Here is a 22,659-nt window from a genome sequence, read left to right as displayed (position 1 = left end):
ATTATTAAGAGCTGCCGGGATAGGCGCACCAAGTTTATTAGGATGGTTTCACGGTTAGAATAAACCTATATTGGAGGTTAGAAATGGAAGGTAAATAAAAATGAAAAAATTTATTTTAAAGATAATATGGTTTACAATCATTTTTATTATCGTTCTTCTTTTTGCTTTCTGTTATTTTTATTTTTTTCATAATAACAAAATTGTAGATCAAGAGCCTGTGAATATAAAGAAATTTAAAATGAGCGAGATTCAACCGCTGAAAAAGAATGAATTCTGGGAAGTCACAGGAGACGGATATCATGTATTTTTAACCAAAAGATCTGAGCATTATTTAGAATTAGCTTTTTATAAATCCAGCACAGGAGCGAAAAAATATTATGTGAGACACCCAAGTGTCGGAGAACGAATATCAGGAAGATATTTGTATGATGTGCAGGAAAATCACATCATAAAAGAGGCTTTCTTCATAGAGAGTATGCTATATGTAATCGGCGACTTGGTTGAGAATGCAGATCATTATTCTCCCAAAATATATGGATATGGAGGCGAGGATGAGATGGTGGAAATCAATCAGTTAGAAGACAGCAAAACATATGGCACTTGCTTTTACAAGGGCGGGCTCATCGTTATTACAAATAAAAGGATTCTGTATTACAAAGATATAAAAGGAGAGCCTGAGGTTTTATGGAAAGGTATTTGGTATGAAAATTCTTGGGATGGGTATACCCCTTTTACTTGTGCAGTAAAGAATGATACCCTTTATATCGGTGGTACTCCATATATTTGTAAATTTGATTTGAAAGATAAAACGATGAAATTCTTATACCCAGCGCAATAAAAAATGTCAAAGAGATGTAAATATTAAAAACTAAGACAGGAAGCAGTCACATCTCAATAGATAAAACCGTCTACGCTCTATTAAAACCTTGTAAGTCATAACCATCGGATTTGTGTGTGCCGGTGGTTATGACTCTCTTATCAACCTTCATCATTTTTTGAATATCTTATGTTGGCAGTATAGATGTGTCAATACAAAATTTTTTCGAAAATCAGTGAGAAAAAATAAAAATATTTCTTTCGCCCCTTTTCAAACCAAACAAAATGGTATAAAATAAAAAGAAAACCGATGAAGGAAAGAGTAGAAGTGCAAAATGAAAGAAGTGACAGGCATGTTTCAATGGATAAAAAAACAAATGTGTTATAAGAATTTAAGGCGGCTCCGAACGCTTGTCATCGCTCTTGTCTGTATTGTTGTCTACAGCTGTGTGGGATTTACCGCAATGGAAAGTGACGAGCACATCACAGCGCAGGAAATACAGGGAGGCCAGGTTTCCTTTCTGGACAACCGGCTTTCGCTGAACGAACCCCTTTACTTTGTGGCGGGCCGGATTTTTCTGCCAATGAAGGAGTTTGTCAGCCAGATGGGCGGCAGTGTCATCCGTACCAAAAACACCTTCCGAATTTCCTGGAATGGCAGTGAGATTGTCTTGGAGGGAATGCAGGATGAAAGACTAAACCGGCCGATCTATTATTTTGACAAGGTAGCTTACCTTTCCCTGTATGACGCGGCGGAACTGTTTCATCTTGCGGTTGTGTTTGACTCCCCGCAAAAAAAAATTAATCTATATCACAAAAAGGCATCACCGGTTGTACCGGTCGATACAGACAATGTAAAAAAAGGTCTGCTGCGGCTGGAAGACATCTATTTTGACAATGGTGCGTCCGGCAATTTTTCCAATGAAACCAATGAGAAACTGCGGGCGGTAGCGGATTATCTCTATACCCACGGACAATCGTTTTATATTGCTTGGATTCCTTTTTACAAGTATCCCGAAATGGGAATTGAAAATGATATGACGCAGAATTTCAGCTTCTACAATGCGGATTTTCTGTATACTCTGGATTACATGGTAGGTCACAACGGACATATTGTACTACATGGCTACACCCATCAGGAAAAGAATACCCAGAGCGGTGTTGGCACCGAATTCGGAGCCAATACCCCGTTCTCGGCAAAAGAGATCGATCAGAGAATGCAAAAGGCCAAGCAGATGGCAAACGCTTTGGGATTTGAAGATCATATCTTCGAATTTCCTCATTACGCCTTTACGGAAGATCAGCTGCGAATCGCCGAAAAAAATTTTGATGTCATCTATCAGCAATATACCAAAGCGAAGAAGGTTGGCAGAGCAGAATGGGTTCGAAAAGGGGGAAGGGAAATTTTGTTTCTGCCCACTCCCTTGGGATATGTCCCCTCCATGGAAGAATTGCCGGGTGTTTTGGAAAAAATAGATACACTGCCCGAGGATCAGCTCCGAAGCATTTTCTTTCATCCGTTTATGGACTTCACAAAAATACACTTGACCACAACGACGAAGGGGGAGAGAACGTATACATATGACAGTGATTCCGTTCTTGTCCAGCTGGTTGAAAAGATGACGCGCAGCGGATATGCTTTTTCGGATATTGAACATTTGGAAGAATAAAAAGGTACGGAAGGGAGACGCTTCGTAAGGAGATTGCCTCCCTTTGGTTTTTCTAATCAAAATGATTGGAATGATGGAAAAATCGATCCTATTGATGAATTACCATTGATCTACAAAAAATTTCTATCATGTGATAAAATCGCTAAAATGGTTTATTGACTTTTCGGAGGATTAAAATGAGAGCAGCATTCCAAATACTTGTAATACCTTATCGAATAATGGACAATTCTCCTCTTTACTGCGTGTTTCATCGTGCCGATTTAGATCAATGGCAATTCATAGCTGGAGGGGGCGAAGAGGATGAAACCCCATTAGAAGCGGCAAAGCGAGAAACCTTTGAAGAAAGTGGAGTGCAGCCAGATAAATGGGTTGCACTTAAAAGCCTATCCTATATCCCTGCTGCGGCTGTTTCTGAAAAGTATCGTCAGCATTGGAGTCAGGACACTTATGTAATACCTGAGTATGCGTTTGGTTTTGAGTGCCAAGAAGATATAAGATTATCTCGCGAACATACCGAGTGCGTTTGGCTGCCTTATGATGAAGCAATCAAAAAGCTTAAATGGGACTCAAATCGCACGGCTGTATATGAGCTTAACTGTCGTTTGGAGGTTAAGCATTAGAGAGTCGAACACGATATGGTTTTCACAGGCAAATTTCCCGCAATCCTGCGTCAAAATGCTCGTCAATCCGTCAGGATGATCTGCGCTTTTTCCTTGTCTTACAAAAAATTTGCTCTGTGGAAACTCTGCGACCCTGCATGCAGGAATCTTTCGAGCAATTCGTTTTTTTGGTGCGTAAGGGTGCAGCAAGGCTGACGCCTTGCAAGACCGACAATCCGAAAAGGCGGAAATTTAACAAGTGCAGGGCATATGGGATTCAACTCCCTAATGCTTAAGGAATGATTGGATTAAAACGGGGAACGGTAAAACTGTGTGAACACGAAAAAGAATGGGAAATGGAAGCTCAGAATATAATTTCTCGTTTGAAGCAGATATTGGGTAATGTCATAAAAGACATTCAGCATGTGGGAAGCCCCTCTATCCTTTCCATAAAGGCAAAACCGATAATCGATATTGCAGTCGCAGTTGATGATTTCAATGATATTCTTCGTTTTGAAAAAGAATTAAGTAGGTGTATGACGGTACGGTAGGGTTTATTTTGGCGAAAAGCAAGCAATGCCAATGGCTCCTCGATGGAACCATTGGCATTTTTAATAGTGGTTTTCATTCAATACATTTCTTTTCTTTCTGCCTTTTCTCAGTTATTGCTTGTGGTAGACCGAGTTTTTCGACAGTCTGGGGGCACTTTCCTTATGGATAGAGTCCCAACAGTGTCTTTTTTTCTTTTACCAAGCATAAGGATAATAGGATAGACAAAAAAGAAAGCGCTCATAAAAGGGAGCAGTGCCGCAAGGCAGGTGATATTTGCCGCTGGGGAACAATGCAGCGATTCAGCGGGGAGGGGATTTTTGTCTATTCAATGCTGAGGTGAAAGGTGGAAGCACGATGCGAGCGAAAAAAGTGCTGTTATTTATTTTTGCGGCAGTTCTGGGGCTGAGCCTCCTATCCTATGCACGGAGAGAAATCCCTGTAGACGGACGGCTTGTGCTCCTTGATGTCCTGCCAATGTTCGGAAGAAAATCAATTCCGGTTCCCACCGGGGAGAAACGGACAGCCGGAGAGACGGAAAACGCGGATTTGCCGATCGAGCGGCCAGCCAGAAGGCGGATAGCTATGAACTTGCAGGGAAAAGAAATTTATACCGGTCAGAAAATAGAACAGCTTCGTCAGATCTTTGGAGAACCAGATCGGATAGAAATGGGGATTTATGGCCTGCAATGGTATATTTACCATAAAGATTACAGCTGTTTTCTGATGGCGGCCGTCAGCGACGGGGTTGTCTGCGGATATTATACCAATTCAGCAGGTTTTGAAATTGACGGAAGGGCAAAGGCGGATACCTGCTGCGGGGACTGGGATCCCGATATCAAACTATACCGGGACAAACTGGATGGTGACAAGGTTTATGCCGTTTTTGTTGTTTGGGAGGAATCGAAACAGAGTATAGACACGACCGAGCGGGAGTTTCTTGGGATACAGGCCAGAGAGAATTTTGATGTCACCAATGCATTTCGCGTGAAGAAAGGGCTAAATCCTCTTCTTTGGGACGAAATCGCTGCAGAGGCCGCCCGTCTTCATGCGATTGATATGGGAAAAAAAGATTATTTTTCGCATATCTCGCTGGACGGGAGAACGCCGATTGACCGCTATCTGCGCCTTTGCCCGGTCGCATGGCGTGCGTGGGGGGAAAATATATCTGCCGGAAGGGAGTTTGGAATCGATCATTTTGACGCCTGGCTCAATTCCGAAGGGCATCGGGAAAATCTGCTCAGCGACAAGTTCAAATATCTGGGGGTGGGAGCGGCTTATTGCGAAGAGTCCACCTACCGATATTATTTTGGCCAGACATTTATCACCTATTAGATACCTGAAAACCAAAAAAGCCGGGTTTCCAGAAGAAAATACCGACATGAAAAAATCGTCATGGAATCATCTCAATTCCATGACGATTGCTTGCTTTCCGCCAAAATAAATCCTGTTATTTTACGGCGAACAATCTTTTGGCGTATTTGTAAAGCAATACCGTTATCGCCGTTGTAATAATCCACTCGAAAATCATATAGGAAGCGTTGTAGCCCATGGAATACAGCCACGGGTTCTGCCCCTCCGGCGCATAGGAGGCGAAAATGGTTGCCCCGCTTAACAGGTGGCATACAAAACGAAGAAAGATTGTCAGCGTCATACCAAGCGCAATTTTCGGCAGGGAACCTTTGAAGAACCCTGCAATTCCCAGAACGCCGTAAGCCAGCAGATAGTCCAACAGGATGGACAGGGGATGAGCAGCCTGCCCTGTCGTGATAAACTGCAGAAGGCCGGATAAGACGCCGGTAAGGATCCCCCATCCGGCTCCGCGCCGCAGTGCCACAATCATGATGGGAACCATAGCACCCAAAGTGATAGAACCGCCTTGGGGCATCTTGAATACAATAATGAAATTCAGTATCAGCGAAAGAGCCGCCATAACAGCGGATTCCGTCATGGCAACCAGTCTTTGTTTTTTCATATCTCATTCTCCTTTTTCAGCGGGGCTATTCGTATCAAGACGTTGATTTTTATGAATATAACTGTGGGCAAAATGTCTCCCGCCTTGAAAGAAGGCGGGGTTTCATATCCGCAGTCAGCAGGAGTGCAGTGTCCTTGTTGAATGACGGGACAAGCCCTTATTGAATCTCCATAATTCTGTATCAGAATGCTATGATGCATATAAAATATATCATAAAAAAGTTTTTCATTCTGAAAAGCGCAATCGCGCTTCGCACGCTGTTTTTTTGCGCATGATTCCGCGCAATTTCCTATGTTATAAAAAAAGCATATTCCGCGCAGGAATACACTTATTGTTTTTCTCTTTGTGTTTTCCCTACGCCGGCATTATCCGAACAGGTTTTTACGGTCGGAATCAAATTCCCTCTCAGCCTTCAAAAGCTCCCGTTTTTTCTTTTAGTATAAAGCGTTTCAAAGCACTTGTCAAGAAAACCATAAGTATTTCTTTCAAATAATTTCTTTGTGTTCCACATAATTACCGTAATGATATCACCTGAATTTGTGAATACTAAAAGCGGGTGATAACATGAAAAAAATAAAAGAAAATTTAACCATATATACCATCGGATCCGTGGGGTACAGTTTCCTTGAAATTCTCTGGCGGGGCTTCACCCATTGGACAATGGGGGTAACCGGAGGGATCTGTTTCTTATGCCTGTATAAAACGAATCTGAAAATGAACTGCCAGCCGCTCTGGAAGCGCTGCCTGGCAGGATCCGCCATCGTGACGGGAATTGAGTTTGTTGTTGGCTGCATCGTCAATGTAAAACTAAAATGGAATGTGTGGGATTATTCCAAAATGCATTTTAACCTGGGAGGACAAGTGTGCCTTCTATACTCTGTGCTATGGTTTTTCCTTTGTATGCCGCTTTCTTTTTTGAGCAGGGTGCTGCACAATAAAATGTTTCGCTGAATAGAAAAATTCCATCTGGTTTTCATTTTGCTTTCATCATTCTATCACATTTGTAATGTAATATATAAAACAGAAAATAAATTGCGCAGAAAGGAGAAGTCAATCACTTTTTGTTGCAAAATATTTCACAGAATACAGGGAAGCCGAAGCGCATCGGTTTCCCTCACCTTTCCTATTCACTAGGAATATTTTTTTCATAAACTCCTTCAAAAGCTCTTCGGAGCTTAAGCATAGAGTACCGTATACGAACCCGTTTTTTTGAACGCTTTTCCGCCATTACGTCGTCAAAATGCTCGCGCATACACTAGTATACCCTGCGCTTTTTTCTCGTCCTGACGAAAAAACGAATCAAAAAAATTGCAAACCGAAAGCAATCATAAAACGAGAAGTTTTCAAGGCGAAAGGGTGCAGGCATACCGACGTATGCCAAGCCCGACAACACAGAAAAATTCCGTTTTTGGTTGGTTGCGGCGGATTCGGATACGGTATTCTATGCTTAAGCATTTGGAAGTTCAACTCCCTAATGCTTTCAGGGCGGAACATCACACACACATGTTCCGCCCTGTTTTTTGTTGGAAATTTGTATCTTTTGCTGGCAAATTGTTTTCATTTTCACAAAACTATCATAAACCTACCACCGCCTTATCAAGCAAATTTTCTATAATAAAAAAACAACGGCGCAAGAGTGCGCATTTCATGAAAAAGCAATTGATTTGGAAGGAGTATCGGAAAATATGTTCATGAAAACAAAAAAAGCGGACGGCACGGGGAAAAAGCAGCGCAAATTCGGTAAACTCAGCAAAAAGCAGCGCAATATCCTGATTGCTGTCCTGGTTGCTGCCATCGGAGGAGGCTCCTATTTTGGATATACAAAAATTTTTCAAAAGGATGCGTCGGCATCCGAGAAAGTCGCGAGAGTGACCAGGGGCGATATCACCAAGTCGATTGAGGGAACCGGAACCATCGCGGCAATCAATCAATATGAGGTTACCTCCCTGGTAAAAGGCGAGATTTTGAACGACTATTTCAGCGAGGGGCAGGAAATCAATCAGGGAGACCTGATGTATACCATCGACTCCGAGGAGATGACCAACAGCATTGAAAAGGCCAAGGCTTCCCTGGAAAAGGCACAGGATTCTTACCAGCAGGCTTTGGAGACGAGCCGGAAGACAACCGCCAATGAGACGGTGACGGCTCCTATCTCCGGCGTTATCACCAATGTTTACGTGGCGGACGGCGATACGGTTCAAAACGGCGCTAAGGTGATGGACATTGTCAATACGGACGACATGGTTTTGAAAATTAAGTTCAATGCCAATGACGCACAGAACATTCATGTGGGGGACAGCGCCACCGTCAATATGGAAAACTCTTTTACCTCGCTCTTTGGCAGAGTGACAAGCGTCAGCACCGGTTCGATTGCGAATGACGCGGGTGTCAGTGTCACCAATCTGGAGATTACGGTCTCCAATCCCGGAGGCATTGTTCCGAACAATAAGGCAACTGCCGTGGTTGGGCCATATGCCTGCAATGAAGCGGGAACCTTTTCCTATTCCGCTTCCAAGACGGTTGTCACCAAGACGTCGGGCGAAATTTATGGTTTCAATTATAAAGAAGGCGACTACATAAACAGCGGCGCAACCATTTTAAGGCTGGATAACGACAGCAATTCCAGCAACAACCTGAAGCAGAGCCAGCTCTCTGTCAAGGATGCCCAGCTTGCACTGGACAATCTGTATCAGCAGCTGGAAAATTACAGTATCACGGCGCCGATTTCCGGCAAGGTCATCCAAAAGACCTCCAAGGCGGGTGAGAAATTAGATAACTCCAACAGCAATACCGTTATGGCAATCATTGCCGACCTGTCCACACTGACCTTTGAAATCAGCGTGGATGAATTGGATATCAGCAGTATTCAGGTGGGGCAAAGCGTGGAGATCACGGCGGACGCCGTCACCGGAAAAACCTTCGGGGGTTATGTGGAAAATATCAGCATTGTCGGAACCTCATCCAATGGCGTCACCTCCTATCCGGTCAAGGTTTACGTCAATGAAGGAGAAGGGGAAGAACTGATTCCCGGCATGAACGTCAGTGCGAAAATCGTGACCGATTCCCGGGAAAATGTGTTGACCGTGCCTCTTTCCGCGGTAAACCGGGGGAATACCGTGCTGGTAAAACGCGCGTCCGGAACAGCGGATTCCAAGGATGCTCCATCCTCAGAACGCTCTCAGAACCAGCAGAGACAGCTTCCGGAAGGAGTCCAGCCGCCCAGTGACGGGGAAATGCCCCAGGGTATGCCGGACGCTGACGCGCAGGCAGGCGGAAGCCGCCAGAGGGGAAGCGGTGACAGTAAAGCCGGAAAGACCACAGGGGCTTCCCAGGCAAAAACACCAGGCAGCTCCAACATTCCGGAAGGCTACGAGCGGGTATCAGTTGAAATCGGCTTGAATGACGATACCAATGTGGAAATTATCAGCGGATTGAATGAAGGGGATACCGTTTTATTGAATGAGACCACCTCGACTGCCGCCCAGAGCAACAATAATCAGAACCAGCAAGGTATGGGCGGAATGCCCGGCGGCGGAGGTATGCCAAGTGGGGGAGGTATGCCTTCCGGCGGCGGAGGAATGCCCGGCGGTGGCGGCGGTATGGGCCGATAAAGCGGTAAAGGAGTAATCTTTCATGATAGAATTAAAGGACATCTATAAGATCTATTTGGATGGGGACAGCGAGATCCATGCGCTGGACGGTGTCTCCTTCCAGGTGGAGAAGGGCGAATTTGTCGCGATCGTCGGTTCCTCTGGTTCCGGAAAATCCACTTGCATGAATATCATTGGCTGTCTGGACATTCCGACCTCCGGATCCTATTATTTAAACGGCACCGATGTCAGCACGATGAATGAAAAGCAACTGGCAACCATACGTAACAGGGAGCTGGGATTCATCTTTCAGCAGTACAATCTGATCAGTAAGCTCAATGTGCTGGAGAATGTGGAGCTGCCGCTGGTTTATCGGGGAATCCGCCATGACAAACGAAAAGAAATGGCGATGGCGGCTCTGGAGCGGGTTGGACTTGCCGACCGGCACAGCAAATTTCCGGCGCAGCTTTCCGGAGGGCAGCAGCAAAGGGTATCCATTGCCCGCGCCCTGGCGGGAGAGCCGCCGGTGATTCTTGCCGATGAGCCCACCGGAGCGCTGGATTCCAAAACAGGAAAGGAAGTTCTGGAATTTTTGAAAAAGCTTAACCGGGAGGGGACCACCATCGTCCTGATCACCCACGACAATTCCATTGCGGCACAGATTAAGAGGGTGGTTCGGATTCAGGATGGGAAAATCATATCGGACGAGGTGAAGGAGGAGACGTATGAATATTAAGCAGGCGTTTACTCTTGCACTGAAAAGCCTGATGGGCAGCAAGATGCGTTCCTTTCTGACCATGCTCGGCATCATCATCGGCGTGGCTTCGGTGATTGTATTGGTCAGCATTGTGCAGGGGATGAGCGACGAGATGGTTTCCACCTTCGAGAGCATGGGGACGAACCTGATTTCCGTCTCCATCCGTGGCAGGGGAGGAAACCGCACGGTGACTGCGGATCAGATGCAGCAGCTGGTGGATGACAATCCGGATGTGATCGGAGCGATGAGCCCGATGATATCAGTGGCGGGTGTCATAATCAAAAACGGCGATACCAATCTGGATTCCACCACCTGTACCGGCGTCAATGAATGTTATAAGGATGTCAAAAATTCCAATGTGCAGGCAGGGCGCTTTCTCACCTACATGGATGTGGAAACCAAACAGAACAACTGCGTCATTGGCACGTATCTGGCGAACACTCTGTTCGAGGGGGAGAATCCTCTGGAGCAGACCTTGAAAATCAACGGTTACAGCTTCAAAGTGGTCGGCGTGCTGGAAGAAAAGCAGAACGGAACGGAGGGTTCCTCCGACGATACGGTCTTGATTCCTTATACCGTTGCGCAAAAGCTGGCGCGGATGTTTATGGTCAGCAGCTATAATTTCAGCGCGGCCAGCAAGGACACGGTGGATCAGGCCATGGATGTGATCGACAATTTCCTTTTGAGCGTTTATTCCAGCTCCAACGCATACAGCGTCTATAATCAGGCGGAAGCCCTGGAGCAGGTAAACGAGATGACAGGCATGATGACCATGGTGCTGGTCGGCGTTGCCGGTATCTCTCTGCTGGTCGGCGGTATCGGCATCATGAATATTATGCTGGTTTCGGTGACGGAGCGGACGAGGGAGATCGGTATCCGAAAATCCCTTGGCGCCCAGCCCTGGGATATTATGAGCCAGTTTGTGGTGGAGGCGATCACCACCAGCGCCATAGGCGGCATTCTCGGCATCCTTTTGGGAATCGCCGCCTCGTATGCAACCACGTTCTTTGATTTGAGCGTATTGATTTCCATGACGGCAATTTTCATTGCCTTTTCCGTTTCGGTGGTGATTGGAGTCACCTTTGGATATTTTCCCGCCAAGAAAGCTTCCCGGCTCAATCCGATTGAAGCTTTGCGGTATGACTAGGAGGAGTTTGCATGAGAAAAAAAATAATCAGTCTTCTTTTGATTCTGCTGATGACAGCGGGCTGTCTGCCCGCGGCGGCAGAGGAACCAAGCGATTTGACCTGGCTGGTATCCGCGCTGGATATCATGAAGGGAGATCCGGACGGGAATTTTCGTCTGTATGACAATGTGACAAGGGCGGAGTTCACGAAAATCGCCATTGCCGCGTCGGATTACCGGAACGCGGTAGCGGCGGGCATGACGGTTTCCCCCTTTTACGATGTCTCTTACAGCCATTGGGCGGCGCCCTATATTCAACTGGCGGTGTCCAACAAGCTGGTGAACGGCTATGAGGATTCCACCTTCCGTCCGGAAAACAATGTGACTTATGAGGAAGCGGTCACCATATTCCTAAAGCTTTTGGGCTATACCAATGATGATTTCGGATCCTCCTGGCCTTACGGACAGGTTGGGCTTGCCAACAACCTGAAGCTGACGCAGGGCGTGGGCAAGAATATCGGTGATGTGCTCACCCGAAGCGATGTGATGAACCTGGTATACAATCTCTTGAACACGAAGAAAAAGGGCAGTTCTGAAAAATATATTTCGGTTTTCGACTGCGAAATCATTGAGAATGTCACTCTGATTGCAACAACCTGGCAGGATCCCTCCATCAATGGCGGAAAGATCTACACCTCCAGCGGGACCTATGACATTGACGCAAATTTCGATACCTCTCATGTGGGCGAGAAGGGGGATATCGTCTTGAAAAACAAGGAGGATCTCCTCTATTTCAGTCCCTATTCCCAGAATGTGCAAAGCTATAGCGTCACGGGAACCATCGGTTCCGATATGGTACTGGACGGCAAAATATTGAACATTGACGAGAACCTGACCACCTACTATAAATCTCAGAAGGCGACTTACAAGGATCTGGTCGCCAGCGCCAAGAGCGGTTATACGCTGAAAACCTATGCCAATTCTGCCGGAACGGTGGAATACGCTTTTCTCTATGCAGGCGGGAGCGGAAGCACCGAAATCGATGTGAACCGTCTGGAGCAATACATTGTTTATTCCAGATTGGACAATACCGTGATCACATACAAGAACGGCACCATGAGTGAACTGAATATCCTGGACAGCGACACCGCCTACAAGGAGAATCAGAAATCGACTTTCGGCGCACTGAAATCCTCCCTCTCGCTGGGAGATATCATTTATGTGCGAAGAGATTTAAACGGCGAAATTGAATATGTCAGCATCGAGGACGGCAATGTGCAGGGCCCTGTCACGGTGAGAGGGGATAACTGGGCGGATTCCTTCCGCGCTTCCTCGCCGGCCGTCACCCGGGACGGGGAAAAATCCTCTTTAAGCGAGATTCAGCCCTATGACATTGCTTACTATGCCAAAGATTTAAATATGGTTCTGGCATACTCCAAAAAGATTACCGGCATCTATGAGAAGGCAACCCCCAACAAGGATCTGCCCACCAGTGTGGTTGTCTCGGGCGTGACCTATGAGCTGGAAGGGGTATCTGCATTTAACGCCCTTTCCTCCAACGGAAGCTTTAAATATGGCGACACGGTCACGCTTCTGATCGGAAAAACCGGACAAATCGCGGATGTCGTCTCCCCCTCCGTTCTGGACAAGGATATTTACGGCTATATGACGGCCAGCGGGAAGAAGAGCTTCACCAACACCAACGGGGAGACCTATTCCTCCAATTATATCAGTCTGGTGGCACCGGACGGTTCCGCCTATGAGCTGGTGACCAAAACCGATTATTCCAGCTATAAGAACAGTGTGGTGAAAGCGGTCTATGAGAACGGAACAGCAGCCGTGAGCAAGCTGGAGGATTCCGCGTCGGTTTCCGGCACGGTGGATGCGGACGGGATGAAAATCGGAAATTTTACCCTGGCCGGTAATGTCAGTATTCTGGATGTCAGCACCACGGACAGTTCCGCCGTTTCCGCTTATGTCACTGTGTTTCCGCAGAGACTGGACGGGGTACAGTTAAGTTCTTCCTCCGTGCTGTATGCTGAGAGGGACGCCCAAGGGAGAATTGTGTCCATGATTCTGAAGGATGTTACCGGCGATATGTATGAGTATGGCATGATTACCTATGCCAAAAGCAATCTGTCCGGAAATTCGGTCAGCGGGAGCTATACGTATGATATCGGCGGAACCTCCACCACGCTGAACACCTCCAATATGGCTTACTCTATCCGCTCCGGCCAGGCGGCAAAGTTTGTGTTAAGCGGCGGCAGGGTGGAGAGTATGACCAATCTTTCCGGCGTTAAGGGAACGATCGGCAAACTGACGGAAACCTATCTGGAAACCTTAGACGGCGAGCGGCTGAAGCTGGCTTCCGACGTGGTGGTATATCAGGTTGATAGTTATTTGAAGTATATGGTGCTGCCGCTGAGCGAAGCGGTTCAGGTCACTGGAAAATCTATTTATGCCTATTACGATAAGGCGGAAAAAAACGGCGGAAGGGTCCGAGTCGTAGTGATCGGAAGATGAGAAAAAAGAGAAATCCATTGAACCTGGATTTCTCTTTTTTGCGTTCAGTTAAATTCCCGAAAGGTTTCGGGTGTTATCTTTTCGTATTTTTTAAACAGCATTCCAAAATAACTCGCTGAACTGTAGCCGACGATTCGACTGATTTCGCTTATGGAAAGCTCGCGGTTCGCGGTTAAAAGTTCTTTGGCCTTTTGAATGCGCAGAAGGGTGATATATTCAAAAGGACGGACCTTATAGGTGCTTTTAAAGCTTCTGCAAAAACTCTGGGGTGTAAGGTTGGCAATGCGAGCTAATTCCGGAAGGGTTATTTGTCGGTTATAATTTTCCTCCATGTATTTTATCACTTCATTTGTTTTTTCTTTTCTGGTCCCTTTTGACAAAATATCTTTTTTGAGCTGAAGCAAGAGGGGATACAAAAGACCTGAGGATTTATAGATAAAATCCTCCTTGTTTTTACATTCTAAAATATTGAAAAACATCGTTTCATATAAATCAAAATTGGCAAGGCGGAATACACCGGTTTCATTTTTTAAAATATGCTGGGCGGCAATCCCGTTGAAGGTGATACAGTATGTTTTCCACGGATTGACTTTTCCCCTGTAATTATGGGCGGTGTTGGGGGGGATGAGAAAGACCGAATGTTCCTTTGCGGATAGGACGCCCTGCTGCGTCACAGCCGTTCCTTCCCCTGATTTTGTGAATAAAAGCTGATAGTGCTCAATGCCTTTGGGCCTGAAAATACCGTTTTCCTTTTCGATGACCCCGATCACCGCAATATAGAGGGGCAATTCTTTTGCCTCATCCAGAACAAGCGGATAATAAGCATTATAACGGAAAGCAAGAGATTCCCCATCTTGTGGGGAGGGATTCGTTTTTCCGCCGTTGCTGTTCGCTACCTTGGAAACGCTGTATTCCGGATCAGGATCTTTTGTTGTATTTTTCATAGCGCATCCCCTTTCTCTTTTTAAAATATTTTAACATAGCAGTGTTTTTAATACAAGCTAAAATGTTAATATTCTTATATGTGTGAAAATAATAAGATTGCGTCACGGATGGGGGTGTGCTAGAATAACGGTGAGGTGATTATCATGAGGAAAGAATGGAAAAACTGCTATCTGGAACTGGATAAAAATATCCTTTTGATAGGTAATAATCTTATAGAACGAAAATTTGAATGTAGGGATAACATTCTGTGCGGTATCTGGCTTTTGGACAAAAAACACAATAAAAAGTGGAAAAATGAAAAAAATCAAAAAGAGGATTGGAATGCTTTTTCGGATTTCCCGTATGAGAAGAGCCAGTGCAAGATATCTTTCTCTCTGTGTCCCGAAGACAGTCTCTCCGAAGGGCGGCTGAAAGCGCTTGTGCAGTGGGAGGCAGACGGGAAAGGAATCCTTCTTGAGATAAGCGTCAGTGACAATTCCCCCTTTCTCACTTTCCAGTATCGGATAAAAGGGGAACTGAAAAATGGAGGAGCTTATCTTGATAAGCTTGACATTCCCGCTTGTGAACTGAAAATAAAGAGCGCGGCCTTGAATACTGTCACCGATTATGACTGCAATACGGTCACCGAAAACGAGTATATGGTTTTGACCCGAAAAAGCATTTCAGGCAATGTATTTGTCCTCAGCAATCCTGCGGAGGATCCATGTATTTGTATTGTAAAAGATTCCCCCTCTCTCGCTGACAGTGTGGAAGAAACAAATGGAACCATTGAAATCGTAAGGGACTGCTTTATCGGAATCAATGCGCCGGATTTGGAAGCGCTTGTGAGGCAACCGGAAGAGTATACCAGCCTGTACGGCTATACCATAGGGGTTGGCAGGCAGGAATCCATTCTCAAATATTATAAAGAATATTATAAGAAAAACTGTAAAAGTATATCTTCGCTGTACATCATGTCAAATACATGGGGAGACTGCAACAATGATAAAGTGGTGAGCGAGAAGCTCTTAAAAAGTGAGATAGAGACAGGGGAAAAGCTGGGTGTCGACGTGATTCAACTGGATGACGGCTGGCAGACAGGGACCACAAAAAATTCCATGGTCAAAAAAAGTAGCCTGTGGGGAAGCGGATATTACGGCGTAGACTTTGATTTCTGGGAGCTGAACAGAGAAAAGTTTCCAAATGGACTGAAAGCTTTGGAAAACACCTCCATTGAGGTTGGGCTCTGGTTTTCGCCTGATTTGGCGGATAATTATAAAAATTGGGAAAAGGATGTACAAACCATAACCGGTCTTTATCAAAAATACGGAACAAGATATTTTAAACTGGACGGAATCCGTCTGGAAAACAAGATAACCGAAACCCGTCTGCTCAAAATGATCGAAACAGTCTATGAAAGAACCGGCGGTGAGATCACTTTCAATTTTGATATCACGAACGGCAAACGGCTGGGCTATTTCTACTATAAAAAATACGGGAATCTTTTTCTGGAAAACCGATACACGGATTGGGGAACCTACTATCCGCATTTGACGCTCAGAAGCGTATGGCAGCTTTCGGAATATATCCCTACCCAGAAACTTCAGATTGAAGTGCTCAATAATAAGCGCAATCAAGATAAGTATCAGACCATTCTCGCGCCTTGCAGCTATGATATTGAATATCTTTTCGCTATCGCGATGGTTGGAAACCCTTTGATGTGGATGGAAATGAGTCGGCTTTCGGAAGCGGATGTGACATCGCTGTCCGAGTTGATTGCGGTTTACAAAAGGGAACGCGGACAGATTGCGAAGTGTATTGTAAATCGAGCGGGTCATGAGCCGGACGGATTTTCTTTTACTGGGTTTCAACTGGAGGGGGAAGATGGCGGCTATTACATTCTGTTCCGGGAAATGACAAAGGAAGATACCTGCACTTACGCCTTAACCTTTCAGCCGCTTAAGGAATTATACAGCAACGCGGAATGCAAATGGGAAGACGATCACGGCAAATTAAAGGTTACTTTTTCAAAAAAGGCTAGCTTTGTCTTTTTAAAGACTGTGTAGCTGCTGAAAAACCATATATTTTGAAAGTGCAAGCTGCCGGTTGCCGGCAGCTTGCACTTTCTACTGTTTTGTATGAAGCGCTGTCATTGTATGCTTGTTATCAGAAAAACCATCCGCGCCTGCAGCAGCAACGATTGCAGCAACATCTGTTCCGGCAGCAGCATCTGTTCTGACAGCAGCATCTGTTACAGCAACGATTTGATGAATCTCTGTCAAAATTCATCTGATTGACTGCGGCGCAGGTGGGAGTAGGCAATGAGGTATCGTTTGATTCATTGGAAACCGCGCGGGTTTCACAGTGGCTAAAACGGCAATTTCCACAGCAGCGGGAGAAGCAATTTTGTTCTAATGTCCGGGAATCCACTTGCTCATTCATCAAAACGGCCTCGCCATTCATACAGTTAAAGATATTCATAGACATTTGGCTCACTCCAAAATGAGATTAAAAACGGACGGAATCGTATTCCGCCCGTTCCATAATCAGTATATGTATTTCTTTTGGAAATGTCCCAAACGAGTGTTCTGTAAAAGATCAACCGTATGTAGCCATGTAATAGGCAATTTTCATGCTTTTTTCGTTTGCGTAGGCACTGCGTATTGTCTGGAGGATAGAGGTATCCGCGCCGATTTCTTTCAGCTCTCTTTCCAAAGAGGAAAGAACACTGTTTACCTCCGTGTCGCAGGCGCTTTCCAGACCAGCCATCTGCCCCATGTATTTGGACATGATAGAGCGCTTGGACGCGCTGGTATGTTCTTCTTTGGGGAGGGATTTATACTCCGAGATCGCCTGTGCAATACAGGCGTCCAGCTGTCCGACATATTTGCTTTTCAAGCCGTACATTTTTGCGATGTATTTATCTGTGATCGCTTTTGCCGGAGAGACAGGCGGGACAGGGTTTCCATCACTCTGTTCCGGCTGGGAAGGATTGTCCTTTTCCAGATTCTCCCGTTCTGCCTGATTGATTTCATTCAGAATTTTTTCGTAAACCTCTTCATAAGTGGTTTCTCCGCGTTCTATCTGCGCCTGCTCTTCCTCTGAGAGTTCACGCAGGGGAGCGCCGCCTGTGTACTTCGCAATCTCTGCTTTCAGTTTCTGATCATTTTCCTGAATTTTCTGCGTCAGTTCTTCTTTTGTATAATTTTGGTACTGCAGTGAATTGACCGCCGCGATAATGGTGTCTCCCTTCCAGATTGCCAGAGCAGTCACGCCAACGGTTAGAAACATGGTGAATATCATAAGTGCTTTCAAAAATTTTTTCATTACTGGCTCCTTTTGCGACAATAAAAATGAATTATTTTTCCGAGTCATTCCATATTTCAGCAAAAAAGAAATATTTGATTCTATTATACCTGTTTTTCAATGAAATAGCAATGAAAAAATTGTTAATATTTATCATATTAGAAAAAATTCCGTAAATTTGATACGGTACAAAACAAAATCTGTTTTGATATAGAAAAAACGATGAATGACTTCTGATGGAATCATGGAAGGATAGAAAAAGAGCCCTGCAGCCTGCCATGAATTGCCTTTTACGGGCGTTTCATCAGCGCAAAGCCGTAAGATTCCAAATACAGCATATGTTCCTTTTTTTCGGCGGCTTGCAGATAAACCGGGCGCAGATATCCGGTTTCCATATGGCAGCCGCTGCTTTTCGGATTGCAGATCACCGTGTAATCTCCGCGATGAAAGACAACACACTGCTCCTGGGGTTCTTCCCAAAAACGGATTTCCGCCAACGGGGGAAGAAGCCGATGCAGACGAATCATCTGCCTGTAAAAATCAAAAATTTCCGGATGCATTTCATTCCATGGAAAGTATCCCCGGTTGAAGGGATCTTCAAAGCCTTCCATGCCCGCCTCCTCCCCATAATAGATACAGGGGATGCCGGGCAGCAAAAACTGTAGAAAAACAGCGGCTTTCATTCGTTTTACAGCAAGGGAAAAGGACTCTTTGTCCAGCCGGAAGACCGCTTTCTCATCCCTCGTCATACGGGAAGCGTCCTGCCCCAGCAGGCTGAGGAGACGTGGCGTATCATGGGTGGAAAGGCTGTTCATCAGGCCGTGCAGCACGGGCTTTGGATAGTTTTCGGCGATGGACAGAATCTGTTTTTGGAAAGACAACGGTGTTTCACGCCCGGTGATCACACCAATGACAGCGTCTCGGAAGGGATAATTCATCACCGAGTCCAGCTCCACACCGGATGGAGCGGAAAAGTAAGTTCTGCGTTTGCCGTAGCTGATTTTGTTGGAGGCGTCCTCCCACACTTCGCCGATGATAACAGCCTCCGGGTTCAGTTCCTTTGCTCTTTTGGTCAGAGCCTGTATAAAGCCGTCAGGCAATTCGTCGGCCACATCCAGCCGGAACCCGTCGGCGCCGCATTCCAGCCAATGGGCGATGACGCTGTCCTTCCTGCCGATGATAAAATCCATATAGCCGGGATTCTCCTCCGCAACACAGGGGAGGGTCTCGATCCCCCACCAGCTGGTGTACTTTTCCGGGTAGATTTGAAAGTCAAACCATTCCCGGTAAGGGGAGTTGGGGTTATGGTAAGCGCCGTTTCCGAAAACGCCCTCCTTATCAAAATAGACACTGTTGCTTCCCGTGTGGGAAAAAACACCGTCTAAAATAATTTTGACATCGTTTTTATGTGCTTCCCTGCAAAGTTTTCTGAAATCCGCTTCCGTCCCCAGAAGAGGATCGATGCGCAGATAGTCCGCCGTGTCATAGCGGTGGTTGGAGTAAGCCATAAAGATGGGATTGAGATATAGGATATCAATTCCCAGCTCCTTCAAATAAGGGATTTTTTTTCGGATTCCCTCCAGATTTCCGCCATAGAAATCGTTGTTCTGAATGACACCCTTCTCATCCGGAAGGTAGCAGGGACACTCCGAAACACTTTGATGGAGGGTGAAAGGCCTCAGCTTTTCCGATGTATCGCATGGTGTTTCGTGATAGAAACGGTCGGGGAAAATTTGATACATAACAGAACCGGCCAGCCCTTTGGGGGGCTGGTAATCCTTTGAAAAGCAGGTGAGCTGCCATTTTTCCCCCTCACTGATATTGGTTTCGGTCTTCTTGTGACGGTACAGGAAATAGCGGTTATCCGGTTCTTCGATCTCAAAATAATAAAAGTAAAGTCCGCAGCCGGGAAGGGAAAAGGTGGCCGCATACCGATCATAGCCCTCCTCGTCCAGATCGATCCATGCCATGGAAATCCGGCTGGGCGGAGCACCGTCAGACTCCAGAAGCAGGGAGACTGTCATTGCGGCGCAACGCCTCGGTACTCTGATTTCGATGCGGCAGGATTCCTCCTGACGCACAGCGCCAAAGGGCGTTTTGAACGCCCTTTTCCAGCTGTTATACAGAATTCTCATAAGTGCCAAATCCCATCACAGTATTCCCTGACGGCTCGGTCAGCAGAAAAAATGCCGGCCTTTGCAATGTTCATCAGGGACATGTTGGTAAATTTCCGCTTATCTCGGTAAGTCTCCCCGACTCTTTGCTGCGCCTTGGCATAAGCATCGAAATCCGCCAGCGTCATATAGGCGTCTGCTGCGCCGAAGGTGTTTGTGAGCAGGGATTTGGCGATATCGTCAAACCGTGCGCCCAGCCGATCCGACATCAGCATATCCAGTACCTCTTTGAGCGCCGGATTGCTCTGCACGTAATGAAGAGGCTGGTACCCTTTCTTCCAGAGGGCTTCCACCTCCTCCGCTTTCAGACCGAAGAGGAAAATATGATCCTCTCCCACCTGTTCAAAGATTTCCACATTTGCGCCGTCCAGTGTGCCCAGTGTGACCGCGCCGTTGATCATCAGCTTCATATTTCCAGTGCCGGAGGCTTCCTTGCCCGCCACCGAGATCTGTTCCGAGATCTCTGCGCCGGGGATGATAAGTTCCGCCAGGGATACCTTGTAATCCTCCAGAAAAACCACCCTGATTTTGTCCCGCACAGCCGGATCGGAATTGACCAGGTTGCCGATGGCGGAGATCAGGCGGATAACCTGCTTTGCCAGATAATATCCGGCCGACGCCTTTGCGGCAAAGAGAAAGGTGCGGGGCTGGAAGTCTGCCGAGGGATTCGACTTGATTTGATTGTACAGATACAGAATGTGCAGCGCGTTTAACAGCTGCCGTTTATACTCGTGCAGACGTTTGATCTGCACGTCGAATATGGAGGCGGGATCCACGTTGATGCCGTTTGCCTGTGAAATATAGCGCGCCAGAGCGATCTTATTATCCCGCTTGATCTTCTGCAGCCGTTTTAAAACACTGGCGTCGTCATAATATTTTGTCAACTCCTCAAGGGCGGCGGAATCTTTCTTGAATTTCGGGCCGATCAGCTCCTCCAGAAGGGCGGTCAGTTTCGGATTTGACTGGCATAGCCAGCGTCGGTATGCAATCCCGTTGGTCACGTTGGTAAATTTGTCGGGCATGATAACGTAATAGTCATGGAATATGCTGCTGGTCAAAATATCGCTGTGCAGCTTGGAAACACCGTTTACCTTGTGACATGCGGCAAGGCAAAGGTTTGCCATACGGATCTCGCCGTGGGCGATCACTGCCATATAATCAATTTTTGGGATGTCCCCGCCGTACACCTCGTTTAACTGAATCAGCAGACGGCGGTTGATCTCGCACACAATCTGATGGATCCGCGGAAGCTGGGCGGAAAACATCCCCTCGTTCCAGCGCTCCAACGCTTCACTCATCACCGTGTGGTTGGTGTAGCTCAGTGTATCTTTGGTGATGTTCCAGGCATCATCCCAGCCATAGCTGTATTCGTCCATCAGCAAACGCATCAGTTCCGGAACACAGAGAGCGGGATGGGTGTCATTGATGTGCACGGCGGCCTTATCCGACAGATTATCAAGGGTTCCATACTGCTCCATATGTTTTGCCAGAATACTCTGCAGGGAAGCACTGACGAAAAAGTACTGCTGTTTTAAGCGCAGAATTTTTCCTTCCATATGATCGTCCGCCGGATACAGCACCTTGGAGATGGTTTCCGCCAGAGTGTTCTGCTCTAAAGATTTGACGTATTCCCCACGGGAGAAAGCCGACATGTCAAAAGCGTTGGAAGATTTTGCGCTCCACAGAACCAGCTTGTTCACCGCTTTGGAATCGTAACCGGAAATCAGCATGTCATAGGGGATGGCGATTACCTCGTCATAGTCATAATGATGCGCCTGATATTTCCTGTTTTCAAAGCTTTCGGCAATTTTTCCGCCGAAACGCACCTTCACCGCGTCATCCGGCCGTGCGTTCAGCCAAACGTCCCCCATGTCCAGCCAGTTGTCGGGAAACTCCATCTGCCATCCGTCGATGATTTTCTGTTTAAAAATGCCGAACTCATAACGGATGGAGAAACCGGTTGCACATACGCCCAGTGAGGACGCGGAATCCATATAGCAGGATGCCAGACGGCCCAAACCGCCGTTTCCAAGACCGGCGTCCGGTTCCATCTCATAAAGATCTTTGATATCTATTTTCTGTTCCTTCAAAATATCTGCAAAAACAGCTTCCGCATTGAGATTGTAGAGATTGTTTTTCAGGGAGGTTCCCACCAGGAACTCCATGGACATGTAATAGACCTGTTTCTTTTCCTTTTTTTCGATATCGCGCTCAAAATTTCTGCGCATTTTCTGCAGCAGTTCCCGCACCACACTGCACACGGTTCTATAAATCTGTTTGTCTGTGGCTTCCGCCATATAGCATCCGAATAAATTCAGACATTCTTCATTTAATTTCTTTTTCAGCTCTTCCTGATTGAATTTCATATTTGTCAGCCCCTTCATCTTTTTGATACACACTAATATTAAAGAATCTCCATCCATTTTGCAATCGGAAAATATATGGTTTATAACCATATCATTCCTTTCAAGCATTAGAGAGTGGATCACAATAGGGTTTCCGCAGGCAAATTTTTCGCAATCCTGCGTCAAAATGCTCGTCAATCCGTCAGGATTATCTGCACTTTTTCCTTGTCTTACAAAAAATTTGCTCTGCGACCCTGCATATAGGGTTCGACTCCCTAACTTGACAGGGAAAAGCAGAATTTTGCT

At 46.2% G+C, this 22,659-nt stretch carries 17 protein-coding genes and 1 riboswitch; of the genes, 12 read left to right on the top strand and 5 right to left on the bottom strand.

The features are described from left to right. Window positions 1–100: 100 nt before the first annotated feature. From KQI32_RS00740 to KQI32_RS00720, 5 genes are all read left to right on the top strand, one after another. A complete protein-coding gene (locus tag KQI32_RS00740) occupies window positions 101–838 on the top strand; it encodes a hypothetical protein (protein ID WP_216423543.1) in 738 nt (245 codons plus the stop codon). A gap of 313 nt (window positions 839–1,151) precedes the next feature. Beyond that, window positions 1,152–2,486: a DUF2334 domain-containing protein gene (locus tag KQI32_RS00735; protein ID WP_216423542.1), complete on the top strand. Its 1,335-nt coding sequence runs from the start codon at window positions 1,152–1,154 to the stop codon at window positions 2,484–2,486. 176 nt (window positions 2,487–2,662) lie between these two features. Next, on the top strand, window positions 2,663–3,106 hold the full coding sequence (locus KQI32_RS00730) for an NUDIX pyrophosphatase (protein WP_216423541.1): 444 nt from the start codon (window positions 2,663–2,665) through the stop codon (window positions 3,104–3,106). 278 nt (window positions 3,107–3,384) lie between these two features. Further along, window positions 3,385–3,636 (top strand): GrpB family protein, encoded by a 252-nt coding sequence (locus tag KQI32_RS00725; RefSeq protein ID WP_177691270.1) that lies wholly within the window; start codon window positions 3,385–3,387, stop codon window positions 3,634–3,636. Between the two features lie 355 nt (window positions 3,637–3,991). Beyond that, window positions 3,992–4,969, top strand: a complete 978-nt coding sequence (locus tag KQI32_RS00720; RefSeq protein ID WP_216423540.1) for a CAP domain-containing protein — start codon at window positions 3,992–3,994, stop codon at window positions 4,967–4,969. A 115-nt stretch (window positions 4,970–5,084) separates the two neighbouring features. Here the strand turns inward: KQI32_RS00720 and thiT are convergent, their stop codons facing one another. Beyond that, the gene (thiT, locus tag KQI32_RS00715; protein ID WP_216423539.1) at window positions 5,085–5,609 is read right to left on the bottom strand and encodes an energy-coupled thiamine transporter ThiT; all 525 of its coding nucleotides are present in this window, start codon (window positions 5,607–5,609) and stop codon (window positions 5,085–5,087) included. Window positions 5,610–5,943: 334 nt separating this feature from the next. Further along, window positions 5,944–6,045: riboswitch (TPP riboswitch) on the bottom strand. A 128-nt stretch (window positions 6,046–6,173) separates the two neighbouring features. Here thiT and KQI32_RS00710 point away from each other — a divergent pair. The 5 genes from KQI32_RS00710 to KQI32_RS00690 all read left to right on the top strand — a co-directional run bounded on the left by KQI32_RS00710 (window position 6,174) and on the right by KQI32_RS00690 (window position 13,604). Beyond that, window positions 6,174–6,560: a putative ABC transporter permease gene (locus KQI32_RS00710; protein ID WP_216423538.1), complete on the top strand. Its 387-nt coding sequence runs from the start codon at window positions 6,174–6,176 to the stop codon at window positions 6,558–6,560. Window positions 6,561–7,300: 740 nt separating this feature from the next. Continuing rightward, complete coding sequence (locus KQI32_RS00705) at window positions 7,301–9,220, top strand: efflux RND transporter periplasmic adaptor subunit (RefSeq protein ID WP_216423537.1); 1,920 nt, start codon at window positions 7,301–7,303, stop codon at window positions 9,218–9,220. 22 nt (window positions 9,221–9,242) lie between these two features. Continuing rightward, window positions 9,243–9,935, top strand: a complete 693-nt coding sequence (locus KQI32_RS00700) for an ABC transporter ATP-binding protein (protein WP_216423536.1) — start codon at window positions 9,243–9,245, stop codon at window positions 9,933–9,935. Continuing rightward, window positions 9,925–11,103 carry an ABC transporter permease gene (locus tag KQI32_RS00695; RefSeq protein WP_253290950.1) on the top strand — a complete coding sequence of 393 codons (1,179 nt, stop codon included), beginning with the start codon at window positions 9,925–9,927 and terminating at the stop codon, window positions 11,101–11,103. The genes KQI32_RS00700 and KQI32_RS00695 overlap by 11 nt, the downstream gene beginning before the upstream one ends. 11 nt (window positions 11,104–11,114) lie before the next feature. Beyond that, on the top strand, window positions 11,115–13,604 hold the full coding sequence (locus KQI32_RS00690; protein ID WP_216423535.1) for an S-layer homology domain-containing protein: 2,490 nt from the start codon (window positions 11,115–11,117) through the stop codon (window positions 13,602–13,604). Window positions 13,605–13,648: 44 nt separating this feature from the next. On the opposite strand, the gene KQI32_RS00685 is transcribed toward KQI32_RS00690, so the two are convergent. Next, entirely contained in the window at window positions 13,649–14,548 is a 900-nt protein-coding gene (locus tag KQI32_RS00685) for an AraC family transcriptional regulator (RefSeq protein ID WP_177691278.1), read from the bottom strand. 144 nt (window positions 14,549–14,692) lie between these two features. On the opposite strand from KQI32_RS00685, the gene KQI32_RS00680 reads away from it, so the two are divergent. Beyond that, the gene (locus KQI32_RS00680; protein ID WP_216423534.1) at window positions 14,693–16,594 is read left to right on the top strand and encodes an alpha-galactosidase; all 1,902 of its coding nucleotides are present in this window, start codon (window positions 14,693–14,695) and stop codon (window positions 16,592–16,594) included. A 90-nt stretch (window positions 16,595–16,684) separates the two neighbouring features. Further along, window positions 16,685–16,825, top strand: coding sequence for a hypothetical protein (locus tag KQI32_RS00675; RefSeq protein ID WP_216423533.1), 141 nt, complete (start codon window positions 16,685–16,687; stop codon window positions 16,823–16,825). A 301-nt stretch (window positions 16,826–17,126) separates the two neighbouring features. On the opposite strand, the gene KQI32_RS00670 is transcribed toward KQI32_RS00675, so the two are convergent. From KQI32_RS00670 to KQI32_RS00660, 3 genes are all read right to left on the bottom strand, one after another. Further along, the gene (locus KQI32_RS00670; RefSeq protein ID WP_216423532.1) at window positions 17,127–17,855 is read right to left on the bottom strand and encodes a hypothetical protein; all 729 of its coding nucleotides are present in this window, start codon (window positions 17,853–17,855) and stop codon (window positions 17,127–17,129) included. A 269-nt stretch (window positions 17,856–18,124) separates the two neighbouring features. Beyond that, window positions 18,125–19,969 carry a glycoside hydrolase family 13 protein gene (locus KQI32_RS00665; protein WP_216423531.1) on the bottom strand — a complete coding sequence of 615 codons (1,845 nt, stop codon included), beginning with the start codon at window positions 19,967–19,969 and terminating at the stop codon, window positions 18,125–18,127. Next, the gene (locus KQI32_RS00660; RefSeq protein ID WP_216423530.1) at window positions 19,966–22,374 is read right to left on the bottom strand and encodes a glycogen/starch/alpha-glucan phosphorylase; all 2,409 of its coding nucleotides are present in this window, start codon (window positions 22,372–22,374) and stop codon (window positions 19,966–19,968) included. The genes KQI32_RS00665 and KQI32_RS00660 overlap by 4 nt, the downstream gene beginning before the upstream one ends. Window positions 22,375–22,659 lie beyond the last annotated feature (285 nt).

The organism is Acetivibrio sp. MSJd-27, assembly GCF_018918095.1.
Lineage (GTDB): Bacteria > Bacillota > Clostridia > UMGS1840 > HGM11507 > HGM11507.
This window is presented reverse-complemented; position numbering and strand designations above follow the sequence as displayed.

Coding starts and splice junctions, on each gene's coding strand:
- KQI32_RS00695 (WP_253290950.1), top strand. CDS start 9,925: ATGAATATTAAGCAGGCGTTTACTCTTGCACTGAAAAGCCTGATGGGC.
- KQI32_RS00710 (WP_216423538.1), top strand. CDS start 6,174: ATGAAAAAAATAAAAGAAAATTTAACCATATATACCATCGGATCCGTG.
- KQI32_RS00740 (WP_216423543.1), top strand. CDS start 101: ATGAAAAAATTTATTTTAAAGATAATATGGTTTACAATCATTTTTATT.
- KQI32_RS00720 (WP_216423540.1), top strand. CDS start 3,992: ATGCGAGCGAAAAAAGTGCTGTTATTTATTTTTGCGGCAGTTCTGGGG.
- KQI32_RS00685 (WP_177691278.1), bottom strand. CDS start 14,548: ATGAAAAATACAACAAAAGATCCTGATCCGGAATACAGCGTTTCCAAG.
- KQI32_RS00675 (WP_216423533.1), top strand. CDS start 16,685: ATGCTTGTTATCAGAAAAACCATCCGCGCCTGCAGCAGCAACGATTGC.
- thiT (WP_216423539.1), bottom strand. CDS start 5,609: ATGAAAAAACAAAGACTGGTTGCCATGACGGAATCCGCTGTTATGGCG.
- KQI32_RS00735 (WP_216423542.1), top strand. CDS start 1,152: ATGAAAGAAGTGACAGGCATGTTTCAATGGATAAAAAAACAAATGTGT.
- KQI32_RS00725 (WP_177691270.1), top strand. CDS start 3,385: ATGATTGGATTAAAACGGGGAACGGTAAAACTGTGTGAACACGAAAAA.
- KQI32_RS00660 (WP_216423530.1), bottom strand. CDS start 22,374: ATGAAATTCAATCAGGAAGAGCTGAAAAAGAAATTAAATGAAGAATGT.
- KQI32_RS00665 (WP_216423531.1), bottom strand. CDS start 19,969: ATGAGAATTCTGTATAACAGCTGGAAAAGGGCGTTCAAAACGCCCTTT.
- KQI32_RS00730 (WP_216423541.1), top strand. CDS start 2,663: ATGAGAGCAGCATTCCAAATACTTGTAATACCTTATCGAATAATGGAC.
- KQI32_RS00700 (WP_216423536.1), top strand. CDS start 9,243: ATGATAGAATTAAAGGACATCTATAAGATCTATTTGGATGGGGACAGC.
- KQI32_RS00670 (WP_216423532.1), bottom strand. CDS start 17,855: ATGAAAAAATTTTTGAAAGCACTTATGATATTCACCATGTTTCTAACC.
- KQI32_RS00705 (WP_216423537.1), top strand. CDS start 7,301: ATGAAAACAAAAAAAGCGGACGGCACGGGGAAAAAGCAGCGCAAATTC.
- KQI32_RS00680 (WP_216423534.1), top strand. CDS start 14,693: ATGAGGAAAGAATGGAAAAACTGCTATCTGGAACTGGATAAAAATATC.
- KQI32_RS00690 (WP_216423535.1), top strand. CDS start 11,115: ATGAGAAAAAAAATAATCAGTCTTCTTTTGATTCTGCTGATGACAGCG.